This is a genomic window from Qiania dongpingensis (genome assembly GCF_014337195.1).
Lineage (GTDB): Bacteria > Bacillota > Clostridia > Lachnospirales > Lachnospiraceae > Lientehia > Lientehia dongpingensis.
This window is the reverse complement of the sequence record NZ_CP060634.1, coordinates 1,088,590-1,111,175: the sequence shown is the minus strand read 5'-3', so window position 1 is coordinate 1,111,175 and position 22,586 is coordinate 1,088,590. Positions and strand designations below refer to the sequence as shown.

Annotated in this window: 24 protein-coding genes; 18 read left to right on the top strand and 6 right to left on the bottom strand. The window is 45.3% G+C overall.

Going from position 1 to position 22,586, the window contains the following annotated elements:
• Positions 1-75: 75 nt before the first annotated feature.
• Together H9Q78_RS05185 and H9Q78_RS05180 are read right to left on the bottom strand one after the other, a co-directional pair.
• Positions 76-423, bottom strand: coding sequence for a hypothetical protein (locus tag H9Q78_RS05185; RefSeq protein WP_249304031.1), 348 nt, complete (start codon positions 421-423; stop codon positions 76-78).
• 99 nt (positions 424-522) lie between these two features.
• A complete protein-coding gene (locus tag H9Q78_RS05180; RefSeq protein ID WP_249304029.1) occupies positions 523-1,605 on the bottom strand; it encodes a serine/threonine protein kinase in 1,083 nt (360 codons plus the stop codon).
• A gap of 122 nt (positions 1,606-1,727) precedes the next feature.
• Between H9Q78_RS05180 and H9Q78_RS05175 the strand changes: the two genes are divergently transcribed.
• On the top strand, positions 1,728-2,159 hold the full coding sequence (locus H9Q78_RS05175; RefSeq protein WP_249304027.1) for an XRE family transcriptional regulator: 432 nt from the start codon (positions 1,728-1,730) through the stop codon (positions 2,157-2,159).
• A 16-nt stretch (positions 2,160-2,175) separates the two neighbouring features.
• Here H9Q78_RS05175 and H9Q78_RS05170 read toward each other — a convergent pair whose 3' ends face one another.
• Entirely contained in the window at positions 2,176-3,093 is a 918-nt protein-coding gene (locus tag H9Q78_RS05170) for a LysR family transcriptional regulator (RefSeq protein WP_249304025.1), read from the bottom strand.
• Between the two features lie 134 nt (positions 3,094-3,227).
• On the opposite strand from H9Q78_RS05170, the gene H9Q78_RS05165 reads away from it, so the two are divergent.
• Positions 3,228-3,566 (top strand): GlpM family protein, encoded by a 339-nt coding sequence (locus H9Q78_RS05165; protein WP_249304023.1) that lies wholly within the window; start codon positions 3,228-3,230, stop codon positions 3,564-3,566.
• Positions 3,567-3,588: 22 nt separating this feature from the next.
• Complete coding sequence (locus H9Q78_RS05160) at positions 3,589-4,191, top strand: GNAT family N-acetyltransferase (RefSeq protein ID WP_249304022.1); 603 nt, start codon at positions 3,589-3,591, stop codon at positions 4,189-4,191.
• A 168-nt stretch (positions 4,192-4,359) separates the two neighbouring features.
• Here the strand turns inward: H9Q78_RS05160 and H9Q78_RS05155 are convergent, their stop codons facing one another.
• The 3 genes from H9Q78_RS05155 to H9Q78_RS05145 are packed head-to-tail and all read right to left on the bottom strand — an operon-like array spanning position 4,360 to position 5,771.
• Positions 4,360-4,440 carry a cysteine-rich KTR domain-containing protein gene (locus H9Q78_RS05155; RefSeq protein ID WP_456300203.1) on the bottom strand — a complete coding sequence of 27 codons (81 nt, stop codon included), beginning with the start codon at positions 4,438-4,440 and terminating at the stop codon, positions 4,360-4,362.
• A 38-nt stretch (positions 4,441-4,478) separates the two neighbouring features.
• Complete coding sequence (locus H9Q78_RS05150) at positions 4,479-5,195, bottom strand: flavodoxin family protein (protein ID WP_249304020.1); 717 nt, start codon at positions 5,193-5,195, stop codon at positions 4,479-4,481.
• 3 nt (positions 5,196-5,198) lie between these two features.
• On the bottom strand, positions 5,199-5,771 hold the full coding sequence (locus H9Q78_RS05145; RefSeq protein ID WP_249304018.1) for a TetR/AcrR family transcriptional regulator: 573 nt from the start codon (positions 5,769-5,771) through the stop codon (positions 5,199-5,201).
• 467 nt (positions 5,772-6,238) lie between these two features.
• On the opposite strand from H9Q78_RS05145, the gene H9Q78_RS05140 reads away from it, so the two are divergent.
• The 15 genes from H9Q78_RS05140 (at position 6,239) to H9Q78_RS14480 (ending at position 22,405) form a co-directional block, all read left to right on the top strand.
• Entirely contained in the window at positions 6,239-6,427 is a 189-nt protein-coding gene (locus H9Q78_RS05140; RefSeq protein WP_249304016.1) for a hypothetical protein, read from the top strand.
• 602 nt (positions 6,428-7,029) lie between these two features.
• Positions 7,030-8,061 (top strand): L-threonine 3-dehydrogenase, encoded by a 1,032-nt coding sequence (gene tdh / locus H9Q78_RS05135; RefSeq protein ID WP_249304014.1) that lies wholly within the window; start codon positions 7,030-7,032, stop codon positions 8,059-8,061.
• An 18-nt stretch (positions 8,062-8,079) separates the two neighbouring features.
• The gene (locus H9Q78_RS05130) at positions 8,080-9,402 is read left to right on the top strand and encodes a four-carbon acid sugar kinase family protein (RefSeq protein WP_249304012.1); all 1,323 of its coding nucleotides are present in this window, start codon (positions 8,080-8,082) and stop codon (positions 9,400-9,402) included.
• The gene (locus H9Q78_RS05125; protein ID WP_249304010.1) at positions 9,350-10,426 is read left to right on the top strand and encodes an Ldh family oxidoreductase; all 1,077 of its coding nucleotides are present in this window, start codon (positions 9,350-9,352) and stop codon (positions 10,424-10,426) included. Before H9Q78_RS05130 ends, H9Q78_RS05125 begins: the two co-directional genes overlap by 53 nt.
• A 14-nt stretch (positions 10,427-10,440) precedes the next feature.
• Positions 10,441-11,199: an RraA family protein gene (locus H9Q78_RS05120; protein WP_249304008.1), complete on the top strand. Its 759-nt coding sequence runs from the start codon at positions 10,441-10,443 to the stop codon at positions 11,197-11,199.
• A gap of 34 nt (positions 11,200-11,233) precedes the next feature.
• Positions 11,234-12,442: a substrate-binding domain-containing protein gene (locus H9Q78_RS05115; protein WP_249304006.1), complete on the top strand. Its 1,209-nt coding sequence runs from the start codon at positions 11,234-11,236 to the stop codon at positions 12,440-12,442.
• Between the two features lie 82 nt (positions 12,443-12,524).
• On the top strand, positions 12,525-14,033 hold the full coding sequence (locus H9Q78_RS05110) for a sugar ABC transporter ATP-binding protein (RefSeq protein ID WP_249304004.1): 1,509 nt from the start codon (positions 12,525-12,527) through the stop codon (positions 14,031-14,033).
• Between the two features lie 27 nt (positions 14,034-14,060).
• On the top strand, positions 14,061-15,080 hold the full coding sequence (locus tag H9Q78_RS05105) for an ABC transporter permease (RefSeq protein ID WP_249304003.1): 1,020 nt from the start codon (positions 14,061-14,063) through the stop codon (positions 15,078-15,080).
• A 2-nt stretch (positions 15,081-15,082) separates the two neighbouring features.
• Positions 15,083-16,003, top strand: a complete 921-nt coding sequence (locus H9Q78_RS05100) for an amidohydrolase family protein (protein WP_249304001.1) — start codon at positions 15,083-15,085, stop codon at positions 16,001-16,003.
• Between the two features lie 13 nt (positions 16,004-16,016).
• Positions 16,017-16,373: a cupin domain-containing protein gene (locus tag H9Q78_RS05095; RefSeq protein ID WP_249303999.1), complete on the top strand. Its 357-nt coding sequence runs from the start codon at positions 16,017-16,019 to the stop codon at positions 16,371-16,373.
• A gap of 38 nt (positions 16,374-16,411) precedes the next feature.
• Positions 16,412-17,431 carry a 4-hydroxythreonine-4-phosphate dehydrogenase PdxA gene (gene pdxA, locus H9Q78_RS05090; RefSeq protein WP_334298679.1) on the top strand — a complete coding sequence of 340 codons (1,020 nt, stop codon included), beginning with the start codon at positions 16,412-16,414 and terminating at the stop codon, positions 17,429-17,431.
• A gap of 238 nt (positions 17,432-17,669) precedes the next feature.
• Positions 17,670-20,651: a DUF3427 domain-containing protein gene (locus H9Q78_RS05085; protein ID WP_249303996.1), complete on the top strand. Its 2,982-nt coding sequence runs from the start codon at positions 17,670-17,672 to the stop codon at positions 20,649-20,651.
• Positions 20,652-20,677: 26 nt separating this feature from the next.
• Positions 20,678-21,064, top strand: a complete 387-nt coding sequence (locus H9Q78_RS05080) for a (deoxy)nucleoside triphosphate pyrophosphohydrolase (RefSeq protein ID WP_249303994.1) — start codon at positions 20,678-20,680, stop codon at positions 21,062-21,064.
• A 110-nt stretch (positions 21,065-21,174) separates the two neighbouring features.
• Positions 21,175-22,152: an NERD domain-containing protein gene (locus tag H9Q78_RS05075; RefSeq protein WP_249303992.1), complete on the top strand. Its 978-nt coding sequence runs from the start codon at positions 21,175-21,177 to the stop codon at positions 22,150-22,152.
• Between the two features lie 121 nt (positions 22,153-22,273).
• A complete protein-coding gene (locus tag H9Q78_RS14480; RefSeq protein ID WP_283245063.1) occupies positions 22,274-22,405 on the top strand; it encodes a hypothetical protein in 132 nt (43 codons plus the stop codon).
• The last annotated feature ends 181 nt before the right edge of the window (positions 22,406-22,586 follow it).

The window sequence follows — 22,586 nt, the reverse complement described above, 5'->3', positions numbered from 1 at the left end:
ATGGAACAGAGATTTAACAGAAATGCCGGCTCTCATGAGGAGAACCGGCATTTCCTTTGACTTTGGAAAAGAATATCAGCTTTTTTTCTTTATAAGATTTCCGATGATGAATACTGCGGCGAACAGAAAGCAGACGACTGACCAGAGAATCAGATCTCCATAAGAGCCGGCATTTGTAAGCCCCAGGATTCCTCCCAGCGCGTAGAATGCGCCGGCTACGAAGGGGCCTTTGCCGCCGTTTCTGGTGACGATGCCGATGATGCCTGCTACCAGCAGGATGACAGCCACCATCAGTCCGGCGCTCCCGCTGACTTCTTCATTGGCCTGCAGCGCATTTCCGATTCCCACCGCGCAGGACTGAAAGAGTACGATGACGGCCAGGACAATGGAAAGGATGCCGATGACGAGCCTGGATGTTTTCATGAAATTTCCTCCCTTGTAATATAAAGTTCTGACCTTATTTTACCGTAAACGGAGAGACTTTTGGTATGCGGGCAGCATACAGGCCGCCGCATATAAAGCTCACTGGAAAAGATAGAGGACGATGGAAGAGATCAGAACTTCGGCCAGGAGCACAAGAAATCCATACAGGATGTAACCGGCGGCCCGCAGATACCAGCGTGGACTTTTACAGGGAGGAAAATACGCGGCCATCCCTCTGTAGTTTCCAATCAGGAATACCAGGAAGAACAGGAAAATACCCGTACAGATCCGATCGGTGACAAGCAAAAAACCGCTGGCGGGGACTCCGTCTCTGGTATAAACAATGGTACAGCAGATATAGAGGAGGAACAGATAGCCGCATGCGGACAAAAGCGTTTTCCATACGATGCCGGAGCGAAAGCCCGGAGGAGCCCAGGAGCGGACAGGTATTCTGCCGGAAGCTTCCTCCGGAAGAATTGCGGCAGGATAAAGGGAGTTCAGAGCCCGGAGCAGGGAAGAAGCAGATTGATATCGCTTATCCGGGTCGATGCTCATACATTTTTCAATGAGTCGGGCCAGACGGGAGGATGGAAGATGATCTCCCATCATCTCTTTCATCAACACTCCCACGGCATAAAGATCGGTCCTGCCGTCACTCTGGGAAAATCCAAACTGCTCCGGGGCGGCATAGGAGGCGGTTCCCATGATCCTGGTATCTTTATCCTTGTCCGGAGAGAATTCCCGGGAGATATTGAAGTCGATCAGGCGGAGTGTGCGGTCGGGAGTGATCATAATGTTGGAGGGTTTGATATCCCGGTGAATGATGGGCGGCTGACTGCCGTGGAGCCTGTCCAGAATCCGGCAGAGGGACACGGCGGCACGGACGGTCTCTTCTTCCGTGAAAGCGCGGTATTTGAGGATATCCGCCAGATTCTCCCCGTGGATATATTCTTCGATCAGGACCAGCTTCTCTTCCTTCCGGCATATTTCATAGATGACGGGCACTCCCGGAATCGGATGCTCCTTGAGGAAATAATAGATTCTGGGACTGTATTCAGTCAGCGTTTTTTTTATGTAAAGACGTCCGTCGTTCTGGCTCTGCGCCAGACATACATTTGGGTTCCCGGAAACCGGGGCCAGTTCTTTGTACATGGATAAAATACATTCAGACTTGATATCCATCGATGTCCTCCGCGTGTTTTATTTGCTCTTTTAGACAAATTATACTATAATTGGCGTCGATGCACAAAGGGCAGCATGCGATACCATTGTAAAATAAGAAATTCTTTCTGACAGGAGGCGGCATGGACAGGAAAACAACGGATGAATTGCTGAAAATACTGGAGAATGTATCCAGTGAGCGGGCTTTGGAAAAATATGTGGAGGAGCATACGGAAAAACCGGAAGGTTCTCTGGCTGCTTATCTGGAAAAAATACTTGCGGAGAAGCATCTGGAAAAAAGCAGCGTGATCCAGGCCTCAGGACTGCAGCGAAATTACGGATATCAGATTTTTTCCGGCACGAGGGGAGCAGGGCGTGATAAACTGCTCGCACTCTGTATTGCGATGAAGATGACGGCGAAAGAAATACAAAGAGCCTTGCAGCTGGCCGGACTGAACGGGCTGTATGCAAGAGTGCGCCGGGACGCGGTTATAATCTTCGCCGTCAATAAGGGGCTGTCGGTTCTGGATACCAATGAGCTTTTGGATGAAATGGGAGAGCGTATACTGGAATAAACAGGCGCTTAGCTATTTATACGCGGGGAAGAGAATTTCTCATGGATTCCGAGAGAAGATCGAGAAACCGCATCATTTCCTTGGAAAGCACACGGTCATATTTTTTGAGATATCCCACATGGATCTGCCAGGGCACATCCAGAGGGACAGCGGTGATCTCAGGGTTAAGAAATCCGTCCCTTACACAACCGGTGCCTAAATTGTAGCCGTCGGTATGTACGAGAAGGTCGTCCATGGTGCCTCGGTCCTGTACAAAAACAAGCTGTGACGTTTTTCGGATATTGAAATCGTCCTCTGTGAAACTCATCGGCGTATCGTTTTTCCGGTAAGTGAGGCAGGGGTATCCGGAAAGCTCCTCCGGCCGGATTAACGTAGATGATGCCAGGGGATGATGGCGGCCGAGGAAGACATGAGCGGTCAAAGTCGCCATTGCTGTAAAAGCAAGGGATTGTTCCATGAAATTCCGTTCCAGCAGTTCCCGGCTCAGAGAGGAAACGGAAAGGACTCCCAGCGCGGAGACGCCTGCTGCCACATGCTCGATGACATCGGAGGCTTTTCCCTCCAGGAAAGAGAACTCGTACTTTTGTCCCTCCAGATAACGGATCATCTGCGCGGCCGCTTCTGCGGCAAAATTAAAATGCTGGGATGAAACGGAAAGATTTAAAATGCGGGATCCTTTGTTTGGATCAAAATGATATCGGATATTTTCTTCCTGTTCGACCAACATTTTTGCGTAAGACAGCAGCTCCAGCCCTTCTTTTGTAAAAGTGACTCCGCGGTTGCTGCGCTCAAATACCGTGATCTTCAGATCGGATTCCAGTTCATGGATGGCTTTGCTGATGCTCGGCTGGGTGACGAATAGCTCATCGGCGGCTTTTGTGATAGAATGATATTTAGCAACTGCGATTAAATAGCGGCATTGCTGTAAGGTCATATATTTCCTCCTGGGGCTTTTCTGCCATAACCTAATTCTATGGCTGAGGATAGAAAAAGTCAAGTTTTGTTTCGGAATGTTGTGTGGTATTCTCTTCTTATCAAATGGTTTCCGGGTTTAAGGAGGGGATATATATGATATTATTTTTCAAATGTGCCGTGGCGTGCCTGATCATGACGGGGATTCATTTTGTTTCAAAGACAGAGAATTATTTTATATCAGGTCTGATGCTGAGCTTTCCCGGACTCAGCATGATAGCTTATTATTTTATGTATCTGGAGCAGGGAGCGGGAAAGGTAAGGAATACGCTTAAGTTTGCCACGTTATCGACGGTTCCGTTTGCCATGTTTCTGGTATCTCTTAATTTTCTCCTGAAAAAGCATGGAATTGTATTTTCGCTGCTGACCGCCGGGGCTGTCTGGCTGTGCCTGGCGTTTGCGCTGACGCTTATCTGGAAAAAAGGTGTTCATTGAATGGGAAAGTGAGGTAGAAGATATGGAAGAACGAGGAGTGAAGATCCGCACCGCGAAAATAGAGGATGCGGAGAAATTGCTGGAGATATACGTCCCCTATGTGGAACGTACCGCCATAACTTTTGAATATGATGTTCCGTCTGTGGAGGAATTTGCGGGGAGAATCCGTCATGTTTTGAAAAGGTATCCCTACCTGGTGGCAGAGCAGAATGGAGAGGTTCTGGGGTATGCATACGCGGAATGTTTCAAAGATCGGGCGGCTTATGACTGGGCAGTGGAAACTTCGATCTATGTGGATCAGGGAAAAAAGCACAAAGGGACCGGCGGCAGTCTGCATCGTGCGCTTGAACAGATCCTGAAGGAGCAGGGAATCTTAAACATGAACGCCTGTATTGCTTATCCACAGGAAGAGGACGAGTATCTGACCAAAAACAGTGTTGAGTTCCACGAACATCTGGGCTACCGTCTGGTGGGAGAATTCCGGCAGTGCGGATATAAGTTCGGCCGGTGGTATAACATGGTCTGGATGGAGAAGCACATCGGAGAGCACCGCCAGGGACAGGCCGCGCCTAAAAGCTTTGAGGAGGTCAGAGAAATCATAAAAGAAAAATATCAGATCGTATGATACCGGCTGCGGCTCTGACAAATTACGGTATAGTCATTCGTGGCTATGCCGTTTTTTTATTCGGTGGTTTTATCCTGCCTATTGTTATATAAAAGAAAGAGCCGACAAACTGTGATTACTCACAAGTTCATCGGCTCTGCGTCTGTGCCTCCGGTTCTTTGATAATTGTTAATGGGGAAAGTTTTTCAGCTCTGTATCTTCCCGCATCTGTACCCTCGTTTTGTTTCCGCAGACAGGCAGCGTATCCATTCAGTTGTATCCATAGGCACACCTTCAGACATATAAAATCATTTCCACGGTCTGACGCTGCCAAGCCAGCCCTGTTCAGCCCAATATTTACCATCAAGATATTCAGCGTCCGCTTTATGTAAAGATTTCTGCATAAGCCTACAAAATGAAAACTTTACTTTTGTAATGAAATTTGTATGTGCTGCTTTTGCATAATTAATGCAGGCAAATTTTTGTGACAATCTCTTTACCTTGCTTGTAAGCTCGGACTGCTTCTTTTGCGGTAGTTTGTCCCAAACGATATTGCCCATCAGCTTACCCGTAAACACACCAATTTGGGAAATGCCCCACCAAGACAAACTGTGCTTTATATCCTTAGCTGCAGATACCGCTCCGCTACCTAAGCATTGCGTTATGATAACTGCTCTCTTTCCAAACATTGCAGGGGCAGGGCGGTGCGGCATCCAACGATAACCAAGATGGTCGAGAAATGCTTTCATTGCACCTGTGGTATGAAACACATAGGCAGGCGATGTCATTACAATCAAGTCTGCTTCCAAGAGTGATTTTTCTATATTTCCGATTTTGTCAGCATCTTTACAGGTATGCTCGCCCTTTAAAAAACAGTTTGTGCAGCCAATGCAAAAGTCTGGGCAATCCTTTGGAAGATAGTACTCATTAATAACTGCTTCCCCTTTAAATTTCGATAAAAATATTTCTTTTAACCGATAGGTTATACCGAGTTTTTCTGTACCGTTTATAACTGTAATTTTCATTGTTTATACCTCTAAAATATCGTGAAGTATCTGTGTATGAAACTTTCTTCGATTGTCTTTTTGACTTAAATCAATATCCAACATCTTCGATATTGTTTCGTACCGCAAAAATATCTGCTGCATAATTGTAATCAGACAGAAAGTTTTTCGCTTTACAGTTGGCTTATCCCAATCGGGGCGGCAGGCTGCAACAAGGGGCAAATATGCCGCATAGGTTCTGTGGGTGTTATCATTGGATTTTGGGGTCCGCATATCGGTAAGAACTGAAATTTTGGATACAACGAAATGTTCAAATAGAAAATCCAGCGTCATATTGCCGAGATATTCTAATTGTTCAAAAGACGGAAGGTTTTCTGTTTCCTCCCGTATATTCTGGAAGCGTTCTACGATTCCGTTTATAATGCATTCTACACACATTTCTATCAGTTTCTCTTTGCTCCCAAAATGATAATTTACAAGCCCTAAACCAACGCCTGCATTTTTGCATATATCACGGACGGTTATTTCCTCTAAATGTTCTCCTTTTTCTTCGATAAGCGTAATCGTTGCCTGTATGATTGCTTCTTTGCTATCCATAGTAACATCTCCTTTTTGAACGGCGTTCAATCATATTATACTGAACGATGTTCAAAATTTCAAGAAGTATACCTTTGTATATCTTTCAAACAAGCTTTCTTTGTCTGGTTCACAAAGCAAGAGGAAATCCGCTTCCATCCAGGCGGCTCGCTGGCAGCCGTAACCACGATCTTTGCGGCCTCCAGTCGGTCCTTTCCAACTGACATGGATAAATCGATATTTTTCCATGTCAGATTCCAACAAAAACCCGTATGATATACGGTTTTTGCCTCCCTGCGGCCGGGAAGATCCTGCTAACGGCTTTGCGGTGCTCGCCTTACGATGGAATCGGATCCTTCCTCCTGCTCCTCCTCCCGCATCAAAGTATCTTCCGTTTGCCTCAAAAGCTATTGGGACGGTCTGCCGCAGCCCGCTGCCGTTAGGCACGCGGGCTGTGTGGATATCCGATTCTTTTCTGGAATCATGAAATGGAAGTCATCCGAAAAGGTGCGGCAGAAAAGACGCCGGCAGAAAGATTCCGGGCCGGCCTAAAGGTGAGTGCCGCAGGGCAGAGGCCGGTGTTCCCCAGGAGGAGGGAGGCAGAAACGAAAAATACCGATTCCGTTTCTGAGCGAATGGGAGACGGGAAATCATCCAGATTTCCCGCCGACATGTGAGCGGTACTCCCGGAGCGGGGATAAAGCGGCCCCTGTATCGCCAGCGAACCGAAATCGTGACGGCCCGGAACTTCTGCTGGTGTCAGTCTGGATTCTGGTTGGAGCTAACGAAAAATGATTCTAAAAAGTATTTTGTATCATACCTTGCCGCATGAAGTGCGCCCGCCTGGAGGGCATGAATTAAGGGGTGCCCTTGGGTATACTTAATCACATCACAAAGCAGTTCTTCAAGTATTTTTCCATTCTCGGCAAAATGCTCATAGACCTTAATTCTGGTTTTGCCAAAAATGAAATATTCTCGTCCATAACAATCAATCCTTTTTCTCACCATACGGAACTGGTTCTTCGGCAACCAACTGATAAGCCGGCCGGAAAATCTTATCGCATAAATGTTTCAATTTAAAACAAAATATTACATATAGATCCAAGAAAAGTTCAAAATGTAAAATGGAAAATTCTGGAAAATGAAAAAATGTTTTAAAATAAAACAAAAATCGTGTTTTATATCATTGCCGGAGAATTCTATAAAATGTATAATTTGAATCATAAATACACAAAGAATCATGCAGATCATATAAAACGATCGGACAGGAGGGCAAAAAATGCGGGCATTATGCAAAACGGAAGAAAAACCGGGCGCGTGCTATTGTGAAAATATACCAGTACCGGAAATCAAGGAAAATGAGGTACTGGTGAAAGTACATGCCACGGCAATCTGCGGAACGGACATGCACATTTATGACTGGACGGCTTATGCACAGGAAAGATTGAAACTGCCGATGGTATTCGGCCATGAATTTGCCGGAGAGATTGTCAGTCTGGGAAGCCAGGTGAGCGGATATGCCATCGGTGACCGGGTGGCCGGGGAAACACATATCCCCTGCAATCACTGCATTCAGTGCAGAACAGGGAACCAGCACATCTGTGAGAATATGAAGATCATCGGTGTTCAGGCGCCGGGAGCCTTTGCGGAATATATTCCTGTACATAAAGACTGTCTGTGGAAACTGGATGATTCTATGGATTATGAGACGGGAGCACTTCTGGAACCGATGGGAGTAGGGGTCCACGGTGTTTTGTCCGGTGAGATCGGCGGAAAGACAGCCGTTATCCTGGGCTGCGGCCCCATTGGTCTCTGCGCCGTGGGAGCGGCTAAGGCGTCAGGAGCAAGTCTGGTCATTGCTACCGATGTTATTGACAGAAAGCTGGAGGAAGCGAAGAAACTGGGAGCTGACTATGCTGTCAACACTGGAAAACAGGATCTGAAGGCTCTGGTCATGGAACTGACCGGCGGCTGCGGCGTGGATGTGGTCGTGGACTATACTGGAAACGGCCGGGCGATTCAGGGCGGTTTTGAGGCACTGAAGAAGGGCGGGCGATTTACCTTCGTAGGGCTTGCAAACGGCCCCCTCAGCCTGGACATCAATAATGCTGTTATATATAAAGAAGCGAAGGTGAACGGCGTTACGGGCAGACTGATGTACCAGACATGGTACGACTGTGAAGCGCTGATAAAGAGCGGCCGGTTTGATGTAAAGAAAATCATAGGCGGTGTTTTTGACCTGAAGGATTACGAGGAGGCGTTTGCGGCATTGAAGGGTGGAGCCCCGGGGAAGATGCTGTTGATTCCGTGAAAGCAGAGGTGCGTCTGATTGATTGAATTATTGGTAATAGCCGACGATTTTACGGGTGCGATGGATACCGGCGTACAATTTTCAAAATTCGGGATTTCGACTTTGGTGGTGCTTGCAAATGGCCTTCCCGGGTGCTTCGGAGAATTCGACGAGGATGTGGAGGTTCTTGTGGTGGACACAGAGAGCCGTCATATTGAAGCAGAGAAAGCATACCAAGCTGTCAGAGGGGTGACAGAACTGGCCGTGAAAAATGGGATTCACTACATATATAAGAAGGTGGATTCCACCATGAGAGGAAATGTGGGCAGTGAGCTGGAAGCGGTCAGAGACGGAAGCGGTTTTACAGATTCTCCCCTTCTTTTCATTCCGGCATTCCCAGCTTTGGGAAGGTTCACCCGAAACGGAATCCAATATATCGGCGAGGTGCCTGTCGGAATGACAGAATTTGCGGAGGATCCTTTCACTCCCGTGGCAGAAAGCAGTATACCTGCTATTATCAGCGGACAGTCGTCTCTTCCGACAATACTTGCCGGTCCGGAGGATATTGAACGGATCTTTCGGGAAGAAAAGGGAAAGGCAGCCATCATTGATGCCCAGACCGACGAGGAATTGGGACTAATCGCGAAGCAGATCAGGCGCCAGGGAAAAGAACAGCTTTTATTGGCGGGGAATGCCGGTTTTGCCGCGAAGCTTCCCCAGATCATAAGATTCCACGTGGAGGAGCTGGGAAGGGACAGAGGTGTGGATGAGCTCCTGGTCGTATGCGGCAGCCTGAATAAAGCTTCTTTTGAGCAGCTTTACCAGGCGGAACAAGCAGGAATTCCCAGCGTGACTCTTACCAGGGAGCAAAAAAAACTCTCAGGATATTTTGAGACGGTCTGCGGAGCCAGAGATATGCGGGAATGGGAGCGGGTCCTTCGGGAGACGGGAAGTCTTATCATCAAACTGTCAAACGAAACGGAGCTTCCTGAGATCAGAAAGGAAGAACAGGAAGAGAGCAGGGAGCATCTGAGGATCGCGGGAAATGTCGGCCAGATGGTGGCGAAGCTTATACGCGAAACGAAACTGGAGGCCGTAGCAGTCTTCGGCGGAGATACCCTTTATGGAATCGTATCTGGCATGGATGGATTTCGCATCAAACCGCAGAAGGAGATCCTTCCCGGAGTGGTGCAGTCGGAACTGGATTTTGAGGGTAGACGCCTTCTGGCAGTCACAAAAGCAGGCGGATTTGGAGAAAAGGATACCTTATTGAAAATTTTCAGGCATTACAGGTTAAGGGAGGGTAATCATGGAAGCGGAACGGATACTGAGGATTGGGGAAGAGGAATTAATTGGGCTTAGCACGAAAATATTCGAGGCCTGCGGTATGAATGAGGAGGATGCGGCGGCGCTGTCCAGATCTCTGGTCTATGCGGATATGCGGGGGGTAAAGAGTCACGGTCTCGTGAGAATTCCCAGCTATGTGGAGCAGCTGGAAGAGGGGACCTTCTCTCCGGTGACAAAACTGGACGTGATAAAGGAGACCGCTTTTTCCACGGTACTGGAGGGGAATAACGGCCTGGGCGCGGTGGTCAGCTATAAAGCGGTGGAACTGACCAAAAAGAAAGCCAGAGAAAACGGAATCGCCTTTACGGCGGTGAGAGGGAGCAACCACTACGGCGCGGCGGGGCTGTGGTCCTATCTTCTGTCCCAGGATAAAGATCTGATCGGATTTACGGCGACAAATGCCATTCCGATTGTCGCCGCCGTAGGCGGAAGCGGACGCGGAATCGGAAGCAATCCATTTTCATTTGCAATTCCCGCCGGAAAATATGCCAATATGTGCCTGGACATTTCCGTAGGACATATGGCGCAGGGAAAGATATGGGAATATAAGCGGCTTGGCAGACCGCTTCCGGAGGGCGCCTGGATGGGGCCGGACGGAGCCGTGACTACAGATCCTGATAAATTTGATATCAATGAATATATTATGATGCCCTTTGGCGGACATAAAGGCTTTGGCCTGGGTGTCATCATGGAGATGTTTACGTCGGCTCTGGCCGGAGGGGAGTTCCACCGAATGTTCGGCGGTCTCACGAAGGACATGCCAAAGACAAGCCACTGCTTCATGGCAATGCGGCTGGATGCTTTTACAGATGCGGCTGATTACAGAAAGGACGTGGACGATTACATTGATTACCTTCATGCGCTTCCTGTAAAAGAAGGCTTTCAGGCGCCGAAATATCCTGGCGAGATCGAGGCGGCCTGTGAGTCGGACAGCGTGAGGAACGGCGTTCCTGTCCCTTATAAGGTACTGGAGGATATGAAGAGAACAGCGGAGGGGAAATGCCTGGATGTTTCCGGATATGGAAAGTATCTGGATTAAAGGAGGAGAAAAATATGGGAGCACATTATTTGTCACATGCGGATATTCTGGAGCTTCGGCGTTTCAATACACCGACCATTTATAACGGATGGGAGGCTGTTGCCGATAGAGACAGGCTGGAGTGCAACTGCAGCTGGGGAGAAATTACCGATTTTACACCGCAGATGGGGCCGATGACCGGATTTGCCGTGACAGTGGAATATGTATGCGGGGATAAAGCGGAGAGACTTTCCAGAAAGAATCCTTTTGGCGATCTGTATGAATATCTGGCGGGAATTCCCGGCCCCAAGATTTTGATCGCCAAAGACCTGGAGGCGCCGGACAGCAAGGGTTCTATTTTCGGGGAAGTGACGGGGAACGCTTATCGGGCACTGGGCTGCTCCGGCGGCATTACCGACGGATACGTCAGAGATGTAGATGAGGGGGCTTACGGAGGATTTAAAATGCTGGCGAAACGCCTGGGCGTGGGACACGCCTACTCCTGTCCCGTCCGGTTCGGCACAGCAGTAGAAATGTACGGGACTACCATCGAGCCCGGCATGTTTGTTCATGCGGATAAGTATGGCTTTATCGCCATCCCCGATGAAGAGACGAAATATCTTCTGGAAGCGGTCAGGGGCTTAGACGGAGCGGAGTGCAAAACGACCATTCCTACAGGCAGGGAGGCGGGCGGCAAGCCTCTTATGCAGGTGGCGAAGGAGCTCGCGGCAGCGAGTATCGAGCAGGCGAGAATATCAGAGGAATTTATAAGAAAGCTGAAATCAGGCCGATAACGGCTGATGATAAAAGTATAAAAGGAGGAAGAAGATGAGAAGGTATCGAAAATTTATGGCAGTCATGTGTGTGGTTCTGACAATGGCGTTAATCTTTGCGGGCTGCGGAAGCAAGGAGACAGAAGGGACGAAGGCAGAAACCAAGACGGAAGAGACTAAGGCGAAAGAAACTACAGAGGCAGACAAGGAGGAGACGACAACTGTTGCCAAGACTACTGAAGAGGAGGCGGGTTCCGAAGTGCTGGACGAGATTATTTCGGCATTTGAAAAAGAAACCGGTGCCTGGACGGAATGGACGGGTCCCACAGACGGCCCTAAGATCGCAGAAGGCAAGACAATCGCGATTATAAATCAGGATTCTTCCAATGGCGGAGAGGCACTTTGGGGAGATGCAGTTGCGGAGGCCTGTGAAGTTGCCGGCTGGGAATATGTGATCATGGACGGACAGGGAGATGTGACGACGGAGATGTCCTGCTTTTCTCAGGCGATCGCCTTAGGCGTTGACGGAATTGTAACCTCGGCCAATACGTCAAACCTTCAGGCATCTATTGAAGAGGCAAAGGAAAAAGGTATTCCAACAGTGGGAATCCATGCCTCTGCTACCGTAGGTCCGGATGAAAAAGAAAATTTATTGTATAACAATACCTCAGACCCTAAATCCATTGGCCATGCCATTGCTGATTATGCGATTGCAGACAGTCAGGGAAAAGGAAAGGTGGTTATCATCTACAATGCAAACCATTCGATTGCCAGTGTAAAAGGCGAAGCCATGAAAGAGCGCGTAGAACAAGCAGGAATGGAGGTTCTGGAATTCTATACCATCGGAGACGATTGGGCCACCACCCTGCCCTCTAAGATGGCAAGCTGGATATCAACATATGGGGATGATTTTTATGTGCTTTGTATAGCAGACGCGTTTTTTGATTATCTGATCCCTACGATTAGAAATGCAGGAGCGGAGAATATTCAGCTGATTGGGTCCGACGGTGAGAACGCTGCTTATGAACGGATCCGAAAGGGAGAATACCAGGTGGCGACAGTTCCAGAGCCCGGTCTACTGTTTGGATATATGTGCGTGGATGAATTAAACCGTTATTTCAACGGTGAGGAACAATATGTGTGGTCTCCTCAGATGCATATCGTAACAAAAGATAATGTCGATTCTGAGGGAGGCACTGACAGTGTATGGACTCCCGGAAATAATTTCCAGGATCACTATAAAGAAATATGGGGTGTGCAGTGAGGTTTGACATTTAAGCAGCAGACAGGTGCGGAGGAAGATGGACGCCGGATTCCTCCGTGCCTTACTGAAAGGAGAAACAGGCATGGCGGTAGACAAGACGATAGAAGACCCTTTGTTAAAAGTTCGGAATATATCCAAAACCTTCGGAGGGACCAAAGCCTTGGATAATGTTTCCCTGGATTTTTATCGGGGTGAGGTTCATGCCCTCCTCGGAGAAAATGGGGCGGGAAAGTCCACCTTGATTAAAATATTGAGTGGAGTATACAGCTGTCAGGAAGGTAAGCTCTTTTATGGCGGGGAAGATATTGGCCTGGAAGTCGGTAGATTGCGTTTGGCAGTTATTCATCAGGATCTTGGTCTTGCGGAAGATATGAGTGTAACTGAAAATATTGCTTCTATTGCAGGGTATGTAAAAAAGGGAATATTTATAAACTGGAAGGAGACGCGCAGGAGAGCGGCAGCCCTTTTGCAGAAGATGGACTGCGTTCTGAATCCCGACGCATTGGTTTCGACTTTATCGGCGGCGGATCGTTCACTGGTTGCTATCTCCAGAGCATTATACCGGGAAGTCGATCTGTTGATCCTGGATGAACCGACAGCCACTTTGCCGCAAAAAGAGGTTGAGCGCCTGTTCCAGATGATCGAAACATTACGAAAACAGAATATCGCGATTATTTATGTATCTCATCGAATGGATGAGGTATTCCGGATATCGCAGAGAGTTTCGGTGCTGAGAAACGGAGGCTTTATCAGTTCCTATTCTGCTTCAGAGGTGAAAGCGGAAAATGTGATTGCGGACATTATCGGGAGACCGCTTACGGATGTTTTTGTGAAATCAAAGAAGGAGAACAGGGACAGTCATGTTGTACTGAAAGTCAGAGATATGAATACTGGCTTTGTCGGTCCTGTATCTTTTGAACTTCACAGGGGAGAGATTCTTGCATTATTTGGTCTGAAAGGGGCCGGACATAATGAGGCGGGCAGATGTATTTGGGGAGCTGAGCCTTTGGACAGCGGCTTTGTTTATGTGGAAGGAAAAGAAGCCAGACTGAATAAGCCCAGAAAAGCGATGGAACAGAGTATCGGCTTTATCTCCAGTAAACGGCAGGAAGAAGGAATTGCCCCGATGTTTACGGTCCGGGAAAATATTTATATAAATCCGACAGTCAATGGAAAAGGGATGTGTCAGCTGCTGAAGGAAAAGGAAGAGGATGAGCGGTGTGAACAGGCAATCCAAAAATATAAAATAAAGGCGAACAGCGGCAATGACCTGATGGGCACCCTGAGCGGAGGAAATCAGCAGAAGGTAATGATCGCCAGATGGTTTGAAACGGAGAGCAAGATCCTTATTTTGGAAGATCCGACGATCGGTGTAGATGTTGGTGCGAAAGCGGACATCTATAATATGATGAAAACCGGGTTAGAAGATGGGCGTTCCATTTTACTGGTATCTTCGGACTGTGAAGAGGTGAGCCGGATAGCGGACAGGGTGCTGGTTTTTGACAAAGGGGTAATTATTGGAGAAGTTACTGGAGAAAAGATCAGCATGGATTATCTGACTGCGCTTTCTACCGGTGTCGCTGATTTATAATATATGCTATTTATGGAGGCGTGTTCTATGAAATCGAAGGGAAAATTTTTAAGCGGTGTCTCAAATGTATTCGCAAAGTATAATCTGCCGCTTATTCTGGTAATTGTATTCTGTATTTTCTCACTGCTTCTGCCAAAATCGTTTCCAACCTGGTTTAATATTAAATCCATGTTGAATAACCAATCGGTGATTATAATGCTGACGCTGGCTGTTCTGGTCACGATCGCTACCAATAATTATAATCTCTCCGTGGGTTACCAGGTGGGTCTGATGCATATTTTGGTGGTTGGACTTCAGGTCAACCAGGGGCTGTCCTGGCCGCTGGCCTGCCTGGCCGTTATGGCGATCGGCTGCTTCATCGGTCTTATAAACGGACTTCTGGTATCAAGAGTAGGCGTAAGCGACTTTATTACAACGCTTGGCATGGGAGAAGTAATCTATGGCATCTCTTTCCTCTATACGGGAGGCAGACAGGTAGTTGGAGATCTGCCAAAGGCGTTCATGAACATTGCCAGTAATCTGGGCAATGTTCCTACACTTATTCTGATTGTACTCGTCGTTGCCATTGTTATCTTTATAGTAATGGAATATCTGCCGTTTGGAAGATTCCTATATTTTATTGGGGCCAATAAAAAGGCGGCAGATCTGTCGGGAATTGATCCGAAACGGTATATTACTTATGCTTATGTAATCTCTGGATTTATTACATCGCTGGCCGGGATTATGCTGGGTGCGATGATGCGAGTGGGACAGACCTCGGTAGGGCCGGATTATCTGATGAGTGCTAATGCGGGAGCACTTTTAGGCGCGGTTTGTTTCAAGGTCGGCAAGGTCAATGTGTGGGGCTCCGTTTGTGCAACGCTGCTTCTTGCAACTGTGATCTCCGGCCTCCAGCAGATGGGAGCCGCATACTGGGTGGAACCTCTGTTTAACGGGGCAACCTTGGTCCTGGCAGTAGCGGTCTCTTTAACCGCTGCTAAAAACAGAATCAGCAAATCCAAAAGGCTTAAAGACCGTTCAATCCGGGAAAGCCGGCAGGGAGGATGAAAATGAAGGAAAGATTTCGGGCGATAGATGCCCATGTACATGTAATTGAGCAGTTAAAGGGAATAGGATACCGAGGAGAGCTGAGGCCTATCGGCAAAGGGAAAGGAAGGTGGGCGAACGGAGAGGAGCTGCGGATAATTCCGGAAGGATGGGGAGAGAGCAGCTTTTCCTATGAAGAACTATTGCGGCGAATGGACGCGAATGGAGTTGAAAAAGCAGTTTTGCTTCAGGGGAGTTTATATGGCCTGCAAAATGAGTATTCTGTGGAAGCGGTTGAAAAATATCCGGGGCGATTTGCGGCAATGGGGTCTTTCGACCCGTATTGCCTTGATGCGGAGGAGATTATGCATCGGCTGATCGAGGAATGCGGCTGTAAAGGATTAAAATTTGAGATGAGTTCTCTGGGCGGTTTTATGGGATATCATAGTGAGTTTAAGATAGACGGCCCTCAGATGAAAGAAGTCTGGAAATATGCGCAGGAGCGGGGACTTGTGATCAGCCTGGATATCGGTGACAGGAAGTCCCCCAGCTTTCAGCTGGATTCCATTGTAAAACTCGCAGAGAAATATTCTAATATAAAAATCGTGATCGAGCATATGTTCTGTGCAGGCAAAGGCGAGAGAAATTATGTGGAAAGATATCTGGATAAGATATCTTCTCATTCCAATATTTATGTTACCTTGGCTTCTGTTGTTACAAATTGTCTCCAGGGGCCGCCTTATCGGGATGCAATTTTTTACCTCAATGCAGCGTGTGAACGGATAGGCTCAGAGCGGATCATGTGGGGGAGCGATCTGCCGATAACGGCTTCCGTTTTACCTTATGAAGTGCTGAAAAATTATATTGCGGATTATTCCGGATTAAAGGAAAAAGATCTGGAAAATGTTTATTACAATACGGCGAAGCTTGTATACGGGCTTTGAAACAGGAGGCTTTATGGTTAGATATAAGGAAAAACTGATTTCTTCACCCCGGCCGAACATGTTGGGAGGGGAGGGAACGGCAATGGTAACTCCTCTTTTTGAAAAGGGTGAATATAGGGGCCATGCACGGCTGATGTCGGTACTTACGCTGGAACCAGGCTGTACAGTCGGTGAACATAAACACGAGGGAGAAGAAGAATTTGTCTATATTCTTTCCGGAAACGCCATTTACTATGACAATGGTGTGCAAAAGGAGATGAAAGCCGGCGACACAGCAATTACGATTTCAGGTCAGACTCACCGTATTGACAATAAAGGGACAGAATCGCTTAAGTATCTGGCGATGGTCCTGACCTATGACGAGGCTTGAGAAAGGGCGGGAGTATGAAGCATATTATTACCATAACTATGGGCGATGCGGCGGGGATCGGCCCGGAAATTGCGGTCAAGGCTCTTTCCGACAAGAAGGTTTATGACAGCTGCATCCCGGTCGTGATCGGGGACAGGATCCCCCTGGAGGAGGCCCTGGGGTATACAAACAGCGCTTTAAAGCTCCGGGAGATCAAAGCGCCGGAGGAAGCAGCAGGAGAATTTGGAACCATCGACTTTATCAACCTGAACCTTTTGAAGAAAGGAGACTGGACTTACAAAACCGTATGCAAAAGCTCAGGTGAGGCATCTTTTCAGTACGTTTTAAAAGGCATTGAACTCGCCATGGAGGGGAGAAGCCACGCGGTGGTGACCGGACCGATAAATAAAGAAGCCATTAACTTGGCAGGCCATCATTATTCCGGCCATACGGAGATTTTTGCGGAATATACCGGTACGGGTACCTACGGCATGCTGCTGACCTCTAAAAAACTGCGGGTGATTCATGTGACGACACATATTTCTATGAGGGATGCCTGTGATATGATCCGGGAGCACCCGGAAAAGGTGGAGCATGCAATTTATCTGGCGAAGGACGCCATGGAGCAGCTTGGAATCGAGCAGCCGCGGATCGCGGTCGCCGGATTAAACGCTCACAGTTCAGAGAATGGACTTTTTGGCGATGAGGAGGAAAAGTCCATTATTCCGGCCATTGAAAAGTGCCGGAAGGAGGGGATCCGCGCAGACGGTCCTGTGCCGCCGGATACGGTGTTTGTAAAGGCCATGGCCGGCCAGTATGATGTAGTGGTGGCGATGTACCATGACCAGGGTCATATCCCTCTTAAGCTGTCCGGTTTTCAGATGGACTACGAGAACAATCGCTATACGGCCATGTCGGGAGTCAATTCCACCATTGGGCTTCCCATCATAAGGACTTCTGTCGATCACGGGACAGCCTTTGGAAAAGCGGGCGAAGGGCGCGCCAATGAAGAAAGCCTGGTGGAAGCCATCGCGGTCGCCGTACAGATGGCAAATAAAAGATTCCCATTGACAGAATGAAGGGTGTAGTATTAACCGCTGTTTTATAGGCTTGATATTTTGTTTACTGCAGAGCGCTCCGGCTTAAGCCGGAGCGCTCTGAGATGTTCGGGGGTGTATGTTGAAAAGAGATATTATTTTAATTTCGTTGCTGTTGCTTTGATAAAAAGGTATACTAAAATATAGAAGTGAGCACAGATTACATAGATGTATTGCGATAAAAGATAATAACTATACACGCAGATGAAGGAGCAGCGATATGAAACATATTTGTGAATTACGGAGTGGATTAGAAACTGCATTTTTAAACCAGAACATCAATTCTAATCTTGCTTATCGTCCGGAGTTTGTGTCGAATGATTACAGGCAAGGGAAGAGAGTAATATCTTCTATTGAACAAGAGCTTCGTGATTGCGAAGAATTCTTTATTAGCGTCGCGTTTATTACTCTGGGCGGAATAACTCCTTTGTTACAGATATTCAAAGAACTGAATCTAAAAGGAATTAAAGGAAAAATTCTTACAACGGATTATTTGGCCTTTAATGACCCAGCGGCTCTGGATAAACTAAGTTCCTTGCCTAATATAGAATTGAAAATGTTTTGCTGCAATGAAGATAAGGATGGCTTCCATACAAAAGGATATATTTTCAAAAAGGAAGAAATATATCGAATAATTGTTGGAAGTGCCAATATGACCGCAGGTGCTCTGAAAATAAATCGTGAGTGGAATACAAAGCTTGTTGGGTATGAGTCGGGAGAAGTGATAGGCGATATTCTGCGGGAGTTCCATTTATTATGGAATGACCAGCACTGCTTGGGTTATGATGATTTTATTGAAAGCTATCGTATTAGATATGAATTGATCAAAAAGCAGAAAAAGATCGCAATGGAGGCATTTCCTGTTTCTCTCGAGCAATATAAGTTGCAGCCCAATGCTATGCAGATTGCATTTGTGAAAAATATTAAAGAGTTGATTGATAAAAAAGAGCATAAAGCACTTCTGATATCTGCCACAGGAACTGGTAAGACTTATGCTTCGGCTTTTGCATTACGGGAAATGAATCCGAGAAAGGTATTGTTTCTTGTACATAGAGAACAAATTGCAAAACAAGCTTTGGACAGCTATCATAGAGTATTTGGTGACCGACGTATTAATGGTTCTGCCTATAGATACGCACTACTTTCCGGAAATACTTCTGGAAATATTAAAAATATAAAGGAATCAGATTTGATTTTTGCAACTATGCAGATGATGAGTAAAGACAATATACTAAATGAGTTTCCCAAAGATGCATTTTCCGTCATCTGCTTAGATGAAGCGCATCATTCTGGAGCGGGCAGTTATCAAAAAATCATGAATTATTTTCAACCAGATTTTTGGCTGGGTATGACAGCAAGTCCAGAAACTAAACGGTTTGATGTTTATGAAATATTTGATCATAACATTGCATATGAAATACGATTGCAGCAAGCGTTGGAGGAAGACCTGCTTTGTCCATTCCATTATTTTGGCATTACAGATTTAAGCATTGATGGAGAGATTATCGGAGATGAGGATTCCTTTGCCGGACTTCGCAGCTTTAACCGTTTGGTAAGTGACGACAGAGTAAATTATATAATCGAACAAGCACAGTATTATGGCTATAGCGGAGAACGTGTTAAAGGTTTGATTTTTTGCAGCCGTAGAGAAGAGGCAAAGGTGCTTTCTCAAAAATTTAATGAGCGAGGATTTCGAACGGAGGTTTTGACTGGAGAAGATAATGAGGCAAGAAGAGAAAATGTTATAGAACGTCTTGTGCAGAGTGTTACAAAAGAAATGATGCCAACGTCTGATTATTTGGACTACATATTTACAGTGGATATTTTTTCAGAAGGTGTTGATATACCTGAAGTTAATCAAGTTATTATGCTTCGGCCCACGCAATCTGCGATCGTGTTTGTACAGCAGCTGGGAAGAGGGCTTAGAAAGGCAAAAAACAAAGACTTTGTTGTCATTTTGGATTTTATCGGCAATTATAAAAACAATTTCTTGATTCCGATTGCTCTTTCTGGTGACCGCAGCTATAACAAAGATAATATTCGAAAATATGTTATGGAAGGAGATCGAGTGATTCCAGGTGTATCGACGATACACTTTGATGAAATCAGCCGTAAACAAATATTTTCTGCGATAGATTCCGCAAATTTCAGCGATATAAAACTGATAAAAGAAAATTATACTTATTTGAAATATAAGCTAGGAAAAATTCCTGCTCTAAAAGATTTTGATAAATATGGAGAGATGGATATATGCCGTGTTTTTGATAATAACAGCCTTGGTTCATATTATAGGTTTTTGGTAAAATATGAAAAAGAGTATACCATACGTTTATCGGAAAAAGAAGAAAGAATAGTAGAATTTATATCAAAAAAGTTGGCATCAGGTAAACGGATTTATGAATTGGAATTGCTGAGGCGTCTTTTAAAATATCAACATGGAATCCTAGGGTTATTAGAAAAGAGTCTTCGGAAAGACTATGGAATCGGCATGGACAGAAGTATTCAAAAAAATGTTATAAATATCATGACTAATGAATTTTCAACCGGTTCCGGCAAAAAGACATATGCATCTTGTATATTTATTAAGAAAGAAGGGTCAGAGTATGGGATTTCTGATAGCTTTAGTGAAATGCTGAGAAATCAAGATTTTTATGATATTGTTGAGGAATTAGTTGATTTTGGTATCTCCAGATATAATAGGAATTTTAGCAAGAAGTATCAGGATACGGATTTTGTATTGTATCAAAAATATACATACGAGGATGTATGCCGTATTCTGAATTGGGAAAGTAATGAAGTACCTTTAAACATTGGAGGATATAAATATGATAAAAAGACTAAGACATTTCCGGTATTTATAAATTATGATAAATCAGATGACATCAGTGAAAGTACAAAATATGAAGATCATTTTATAAATGCGAATACATTAATTGGCATATCTAAATCCGGCAGAACAATGGATTCAGATGACGTGCAAAACTTATTGCATGCAAAAGATAGGGGGATTGATGTACATTTGTTTGTCCGGAAAAACAAGGATGATAAGATTTCGAAGGAATTCTATTATCTAGGACGTATGTATGCATCTGGAAATGCTGAAGAGGTTTGCATGATTAATACAACAAAAACAGCAGTTGAAATTGAATGGACGTTGGACACTCCGGTGAGAGACGATATTTACCAATATATTATTGGATAGAAGACATTTAGGGGAAGGAACAGACTATGAAGACAGTAAAAGTGGTAGCGGCAGTCATACAGGATAATAAAAAGATATTTGCAACTCAAAGAGGCTATGGTGATTTTAAAGATGGATGGGAGTTTCCGGGAGGCAAGGTCGAGATAGGAGAGACGCCAGAATGTGCACTGGTCCGGGAAATTCAAGAAGAGCTTGATACAAAAATTTCAGTAGGAAAAAAAATAGATTGTGTTGAATATGATTATCCGACGTTTCATTTGTCAATGGAATGTTATTGGGCTGAAATTATTTCTGGTGATTTAGTATTAAAGGAACACGAAGCTTCAAGGTGGCTTTCAAAAGAGGAATTGAATAGTGTGAATTGGCTGCCGGCAGATCTTGAACTGATTGAGAAAATAAAAGAAAAGATGTAGTGTGATGATAGATTCTCTTTTGTGATATGGGACAGATATGAACTGGCTATTAAAAATTGTGATTGAAGATTTAATTACAAAAGTTTATGGCAAAGCTGAGGAAAAATCATATGGGAATATTTGATAAATACAAGGAACCAGTATTTTTAAAGGAGTCTAGCAATGCGGCTGAAGAAATCGAGCTGTTACAGTCTTTGCTGGAAAAGGCTCCAGAAGATATACAAAAACAAATACAACAAGATATACGATGCCTGCAGGCCGGAAAAGCAGGAGAGGATCGCATTGCATTTGAACTTAAGAACAGCCATATGCCGATGTTTATTTTGCATGATCTATATCTTGTACATGGAGAATACACGGCACAGATTGATTATTTGATCATTACTCGTAAGAGATGTTTTGTTCTTGAATGTAAGAATTTATATGGTGATATCGAAGTGAATTCTGCTGGGGATTTTATTCGTACGATGAAATATGGCAATCGATATGTAAAAGAGGGAATTTACTCGCCAATCACACAGAATCAGCGCCATATGGAAGTAATCAAGGCAGTTCGAGGTGAATCAAAAAGCAATATCGTCACAAAGACCCTATTTGAAAGGTACTTCGAGCAAAACTACCGCAGCGTGGTTGTATTGGCGAATCCACAGACGGTTCTCAATTCACGGTATGCCAAAAAAGAAGTGAAGGACAAGATCATTCGCGCCGATCAACTTATTACATATATTAAGCGAGTTAATAATGAACGTGGCGCTGAAGATAACGGCGAAAAACACATGGAAGAAATTGCTAGATGGTTTCTGGGAAAACATCAGGAGAATCCAAAGAATTATTTTGCGAAGTATGAAAGTCTGGTCAATGTTGAACAATCAGATAATAAAGTTGAAGCTGTAACAGAAGAACCAGCAGAAGTAATTCCAGAGAATACTGTGGTTACAAAAGGAACTGACTCAGACAATACGATTATATGCCCCAGATGCGGCGCACATATGGTAAAAAGAAAAGCTACAAAAGGAGCAAATGCAGGAAATGAGTTTTATGGTTGCTCCAGATATCCAAAGTGCAGAGGGATTGTAAATATAAAGTAGTAAACTTTGAGTGGTAAAACATGCTGACTTATACTGGCTTTTGCTAAAACAGAAAAATATACAAGGTTGTAAAAAGCCCATGAAATCAAGGAAAATCAAAGATATAAGGAGTTAAGCGAACATGATAAAAATACGATTCGTCTGCCACGGCAGTATCTTGAAAAGTCCCGAAAAAGCCTGTAAAATCAATGGTTCTGTGGCAGATAAAGGCGTTTACTACACCACTACTACACCATTTTTGAAAGAACCTTGATGTGACGAGTTTTAATAGACGAAAATGCAAGCGGCGGTATTCCTAAGCAGGAGTGCCGCTGCTTGCCGTATACAGCGAATGTGCATCAGAGCAAACGCTCTTGGTTAGTAAAGAAGCAACGTACAACAAAGAACAGTTGTCTGCTATTCCATCATTTTGTTATATGATATAATCAAATTGT

Coding starts and splice junctions, on each gene's coding strand:
- H9Q78_RS05185 (WP_249304031.1), bottom strand. CDS start 423: ATGAAAACATCCAGGCTCGTCATCGGCATCCTTTCCATTGTCCTGGCC.
- H9Q78_RS05180 (WP_249304029.1), bottom strand. CDS start 1,605: ATGGATATCAAGTCTGAATGTATTTTATCCATGTACAAAGAACTGGCC.
- H9Q78_RS05175 (WP_249304027.1), top strand. CDS start 1,728: ATGGACAGGAAAACAACGGATGAATTGCTGAAAATACTGGAGAATGTA.
- H9Q78_RS05170 (WP_249304025.1), bottom strand. CDS start 3,093: ATGACCTTACAGCAATGCCGCTATTTAATCGCAGTTGCTAAATATCAT.
- H9Q78_RS05165 (WP_249304023.1), top strand. CDS start 3,228: ATGATATTATTTTTCAAATGTGCCGTGGCGTGCCTGATCATGACGGGG.
- H9Q78_RS05160 (WP_249304022.1), top strand. CDS start 3,589: ATGGAAGAACGAGGAGTGAAGATCCGCACCGCGAAAATAGAGGATGCG.
- H9Q78_RS05155 (WP_456300203.1), bottom strand. CDS start 4,440: ATGGATACGCTGCCTGTCTGCGGAAACAAAACGAGGGTACAGATGCGG.
- H9Q78_RS05150 (WP_249304020.1), bottom strand. CDS start 5,195: ATGAAAATTACAGTTATAAACGGTACAGAAAAACTCGGTATAACCTAT.
- H9Q78_RS05145 (WP_249304018.1), bottom strand. CDS start 5,771: ATGGATAGCAAAGAAGCAATCATACAGGCAACGATTACGCTTATCGAA.
- H9Q78_RS05140 (WP_249304016.1), top strand. CDS start 6,239: ATGGAAGTCATCCGAAAAGGTGCGGCAGAAAAGACGCCGGCAGAAAGA.
- tdh (WP_249304014.1), top strand. CDS start 7,030: ATGCGGGCATTATGCAAAACGGAAGAAAAACCGGGCGCGTGCTATTGT.
- H9Q78_RS05125 (WP_249304010.1), top strand. CDS start 9,350: ATGGAAGCGGAACGGATACTGAGGATTGGGGAAGAGGAATTAATTGGG.
- H9Q78_RS05120 (WP_249304008.1), top strand. CDS start 10,441: ATGGGAGCACATTATTTGTCACATGCGGATATTCTGGAGCTTCGGCGT.
- H9Q78_RS05115 (WP_249304006.1), top strand. CDS start 11,234: ATGAGAAGGTATCGAAAATTTATGGCAGTCATGTGTGTGGTTCTGACA.
- H9Q78_RS05110 (WP_249304004.1), top strand. CDS start 12,525: ATGGCGGTAGACAAGACGATAGAAGACCCTTTGTTAAAAGTTCGGAAT.
- H9Q78_RS05105 (WP_249304003.1), top strand. CDS start 14,061: ATGAAATCGAAGGGAAAATTTTTAAGCGGTGTCTCAAATGTATTCGCA.
- H9Q78_RS05100 (WP_249304001.1), top strand. CDS start 15,083: ATGAAGGAAAGATTTCGGGCGATAGATGCCCATGTACATGTAATTGAG.
- H9Q78_RS05095 (WP_249303999.1), top strand. CDS start 16,017: ATGGTTAGATATAAGGAAAAACTGATTTCTTCACCCCGGCCGAACATG.
- pdxA (WP_334298679.1), top strand. CDS start 16,412: ATGGGCGATGCGGCGGGGATCGGCCCGGAAATTGCGGTCAAGGCTCTT.
- H9Q78_RS05085 (WP_249303996.1), top strand. CDS start 17,670: ATGAAACATATTTGTGAATTACGGAGTGGATTAGAAACTGCATTTTTA.
- H9Q78_RS05080 (WP_249303994.1), top strand. CDS start 20,678: ATGAAGACAGTAAAAGTGGTAGCGGCAGTCATACAGGATAATAAAAAG.
- H9Q78_RS05075 (WP_249303992.1), top strand. CDS start 21,175: ATGGGAATATTTGATAAATACAAGGAACCAGTATTTTTAAAGGAGTCT.
- H9Q78_RS14480 (WP_283245063.1), top strand. CDS start 22,274: ATGATAAAAATACGATTCGTCTGCCACGGCAGTATCTTGAAAAGTCCC.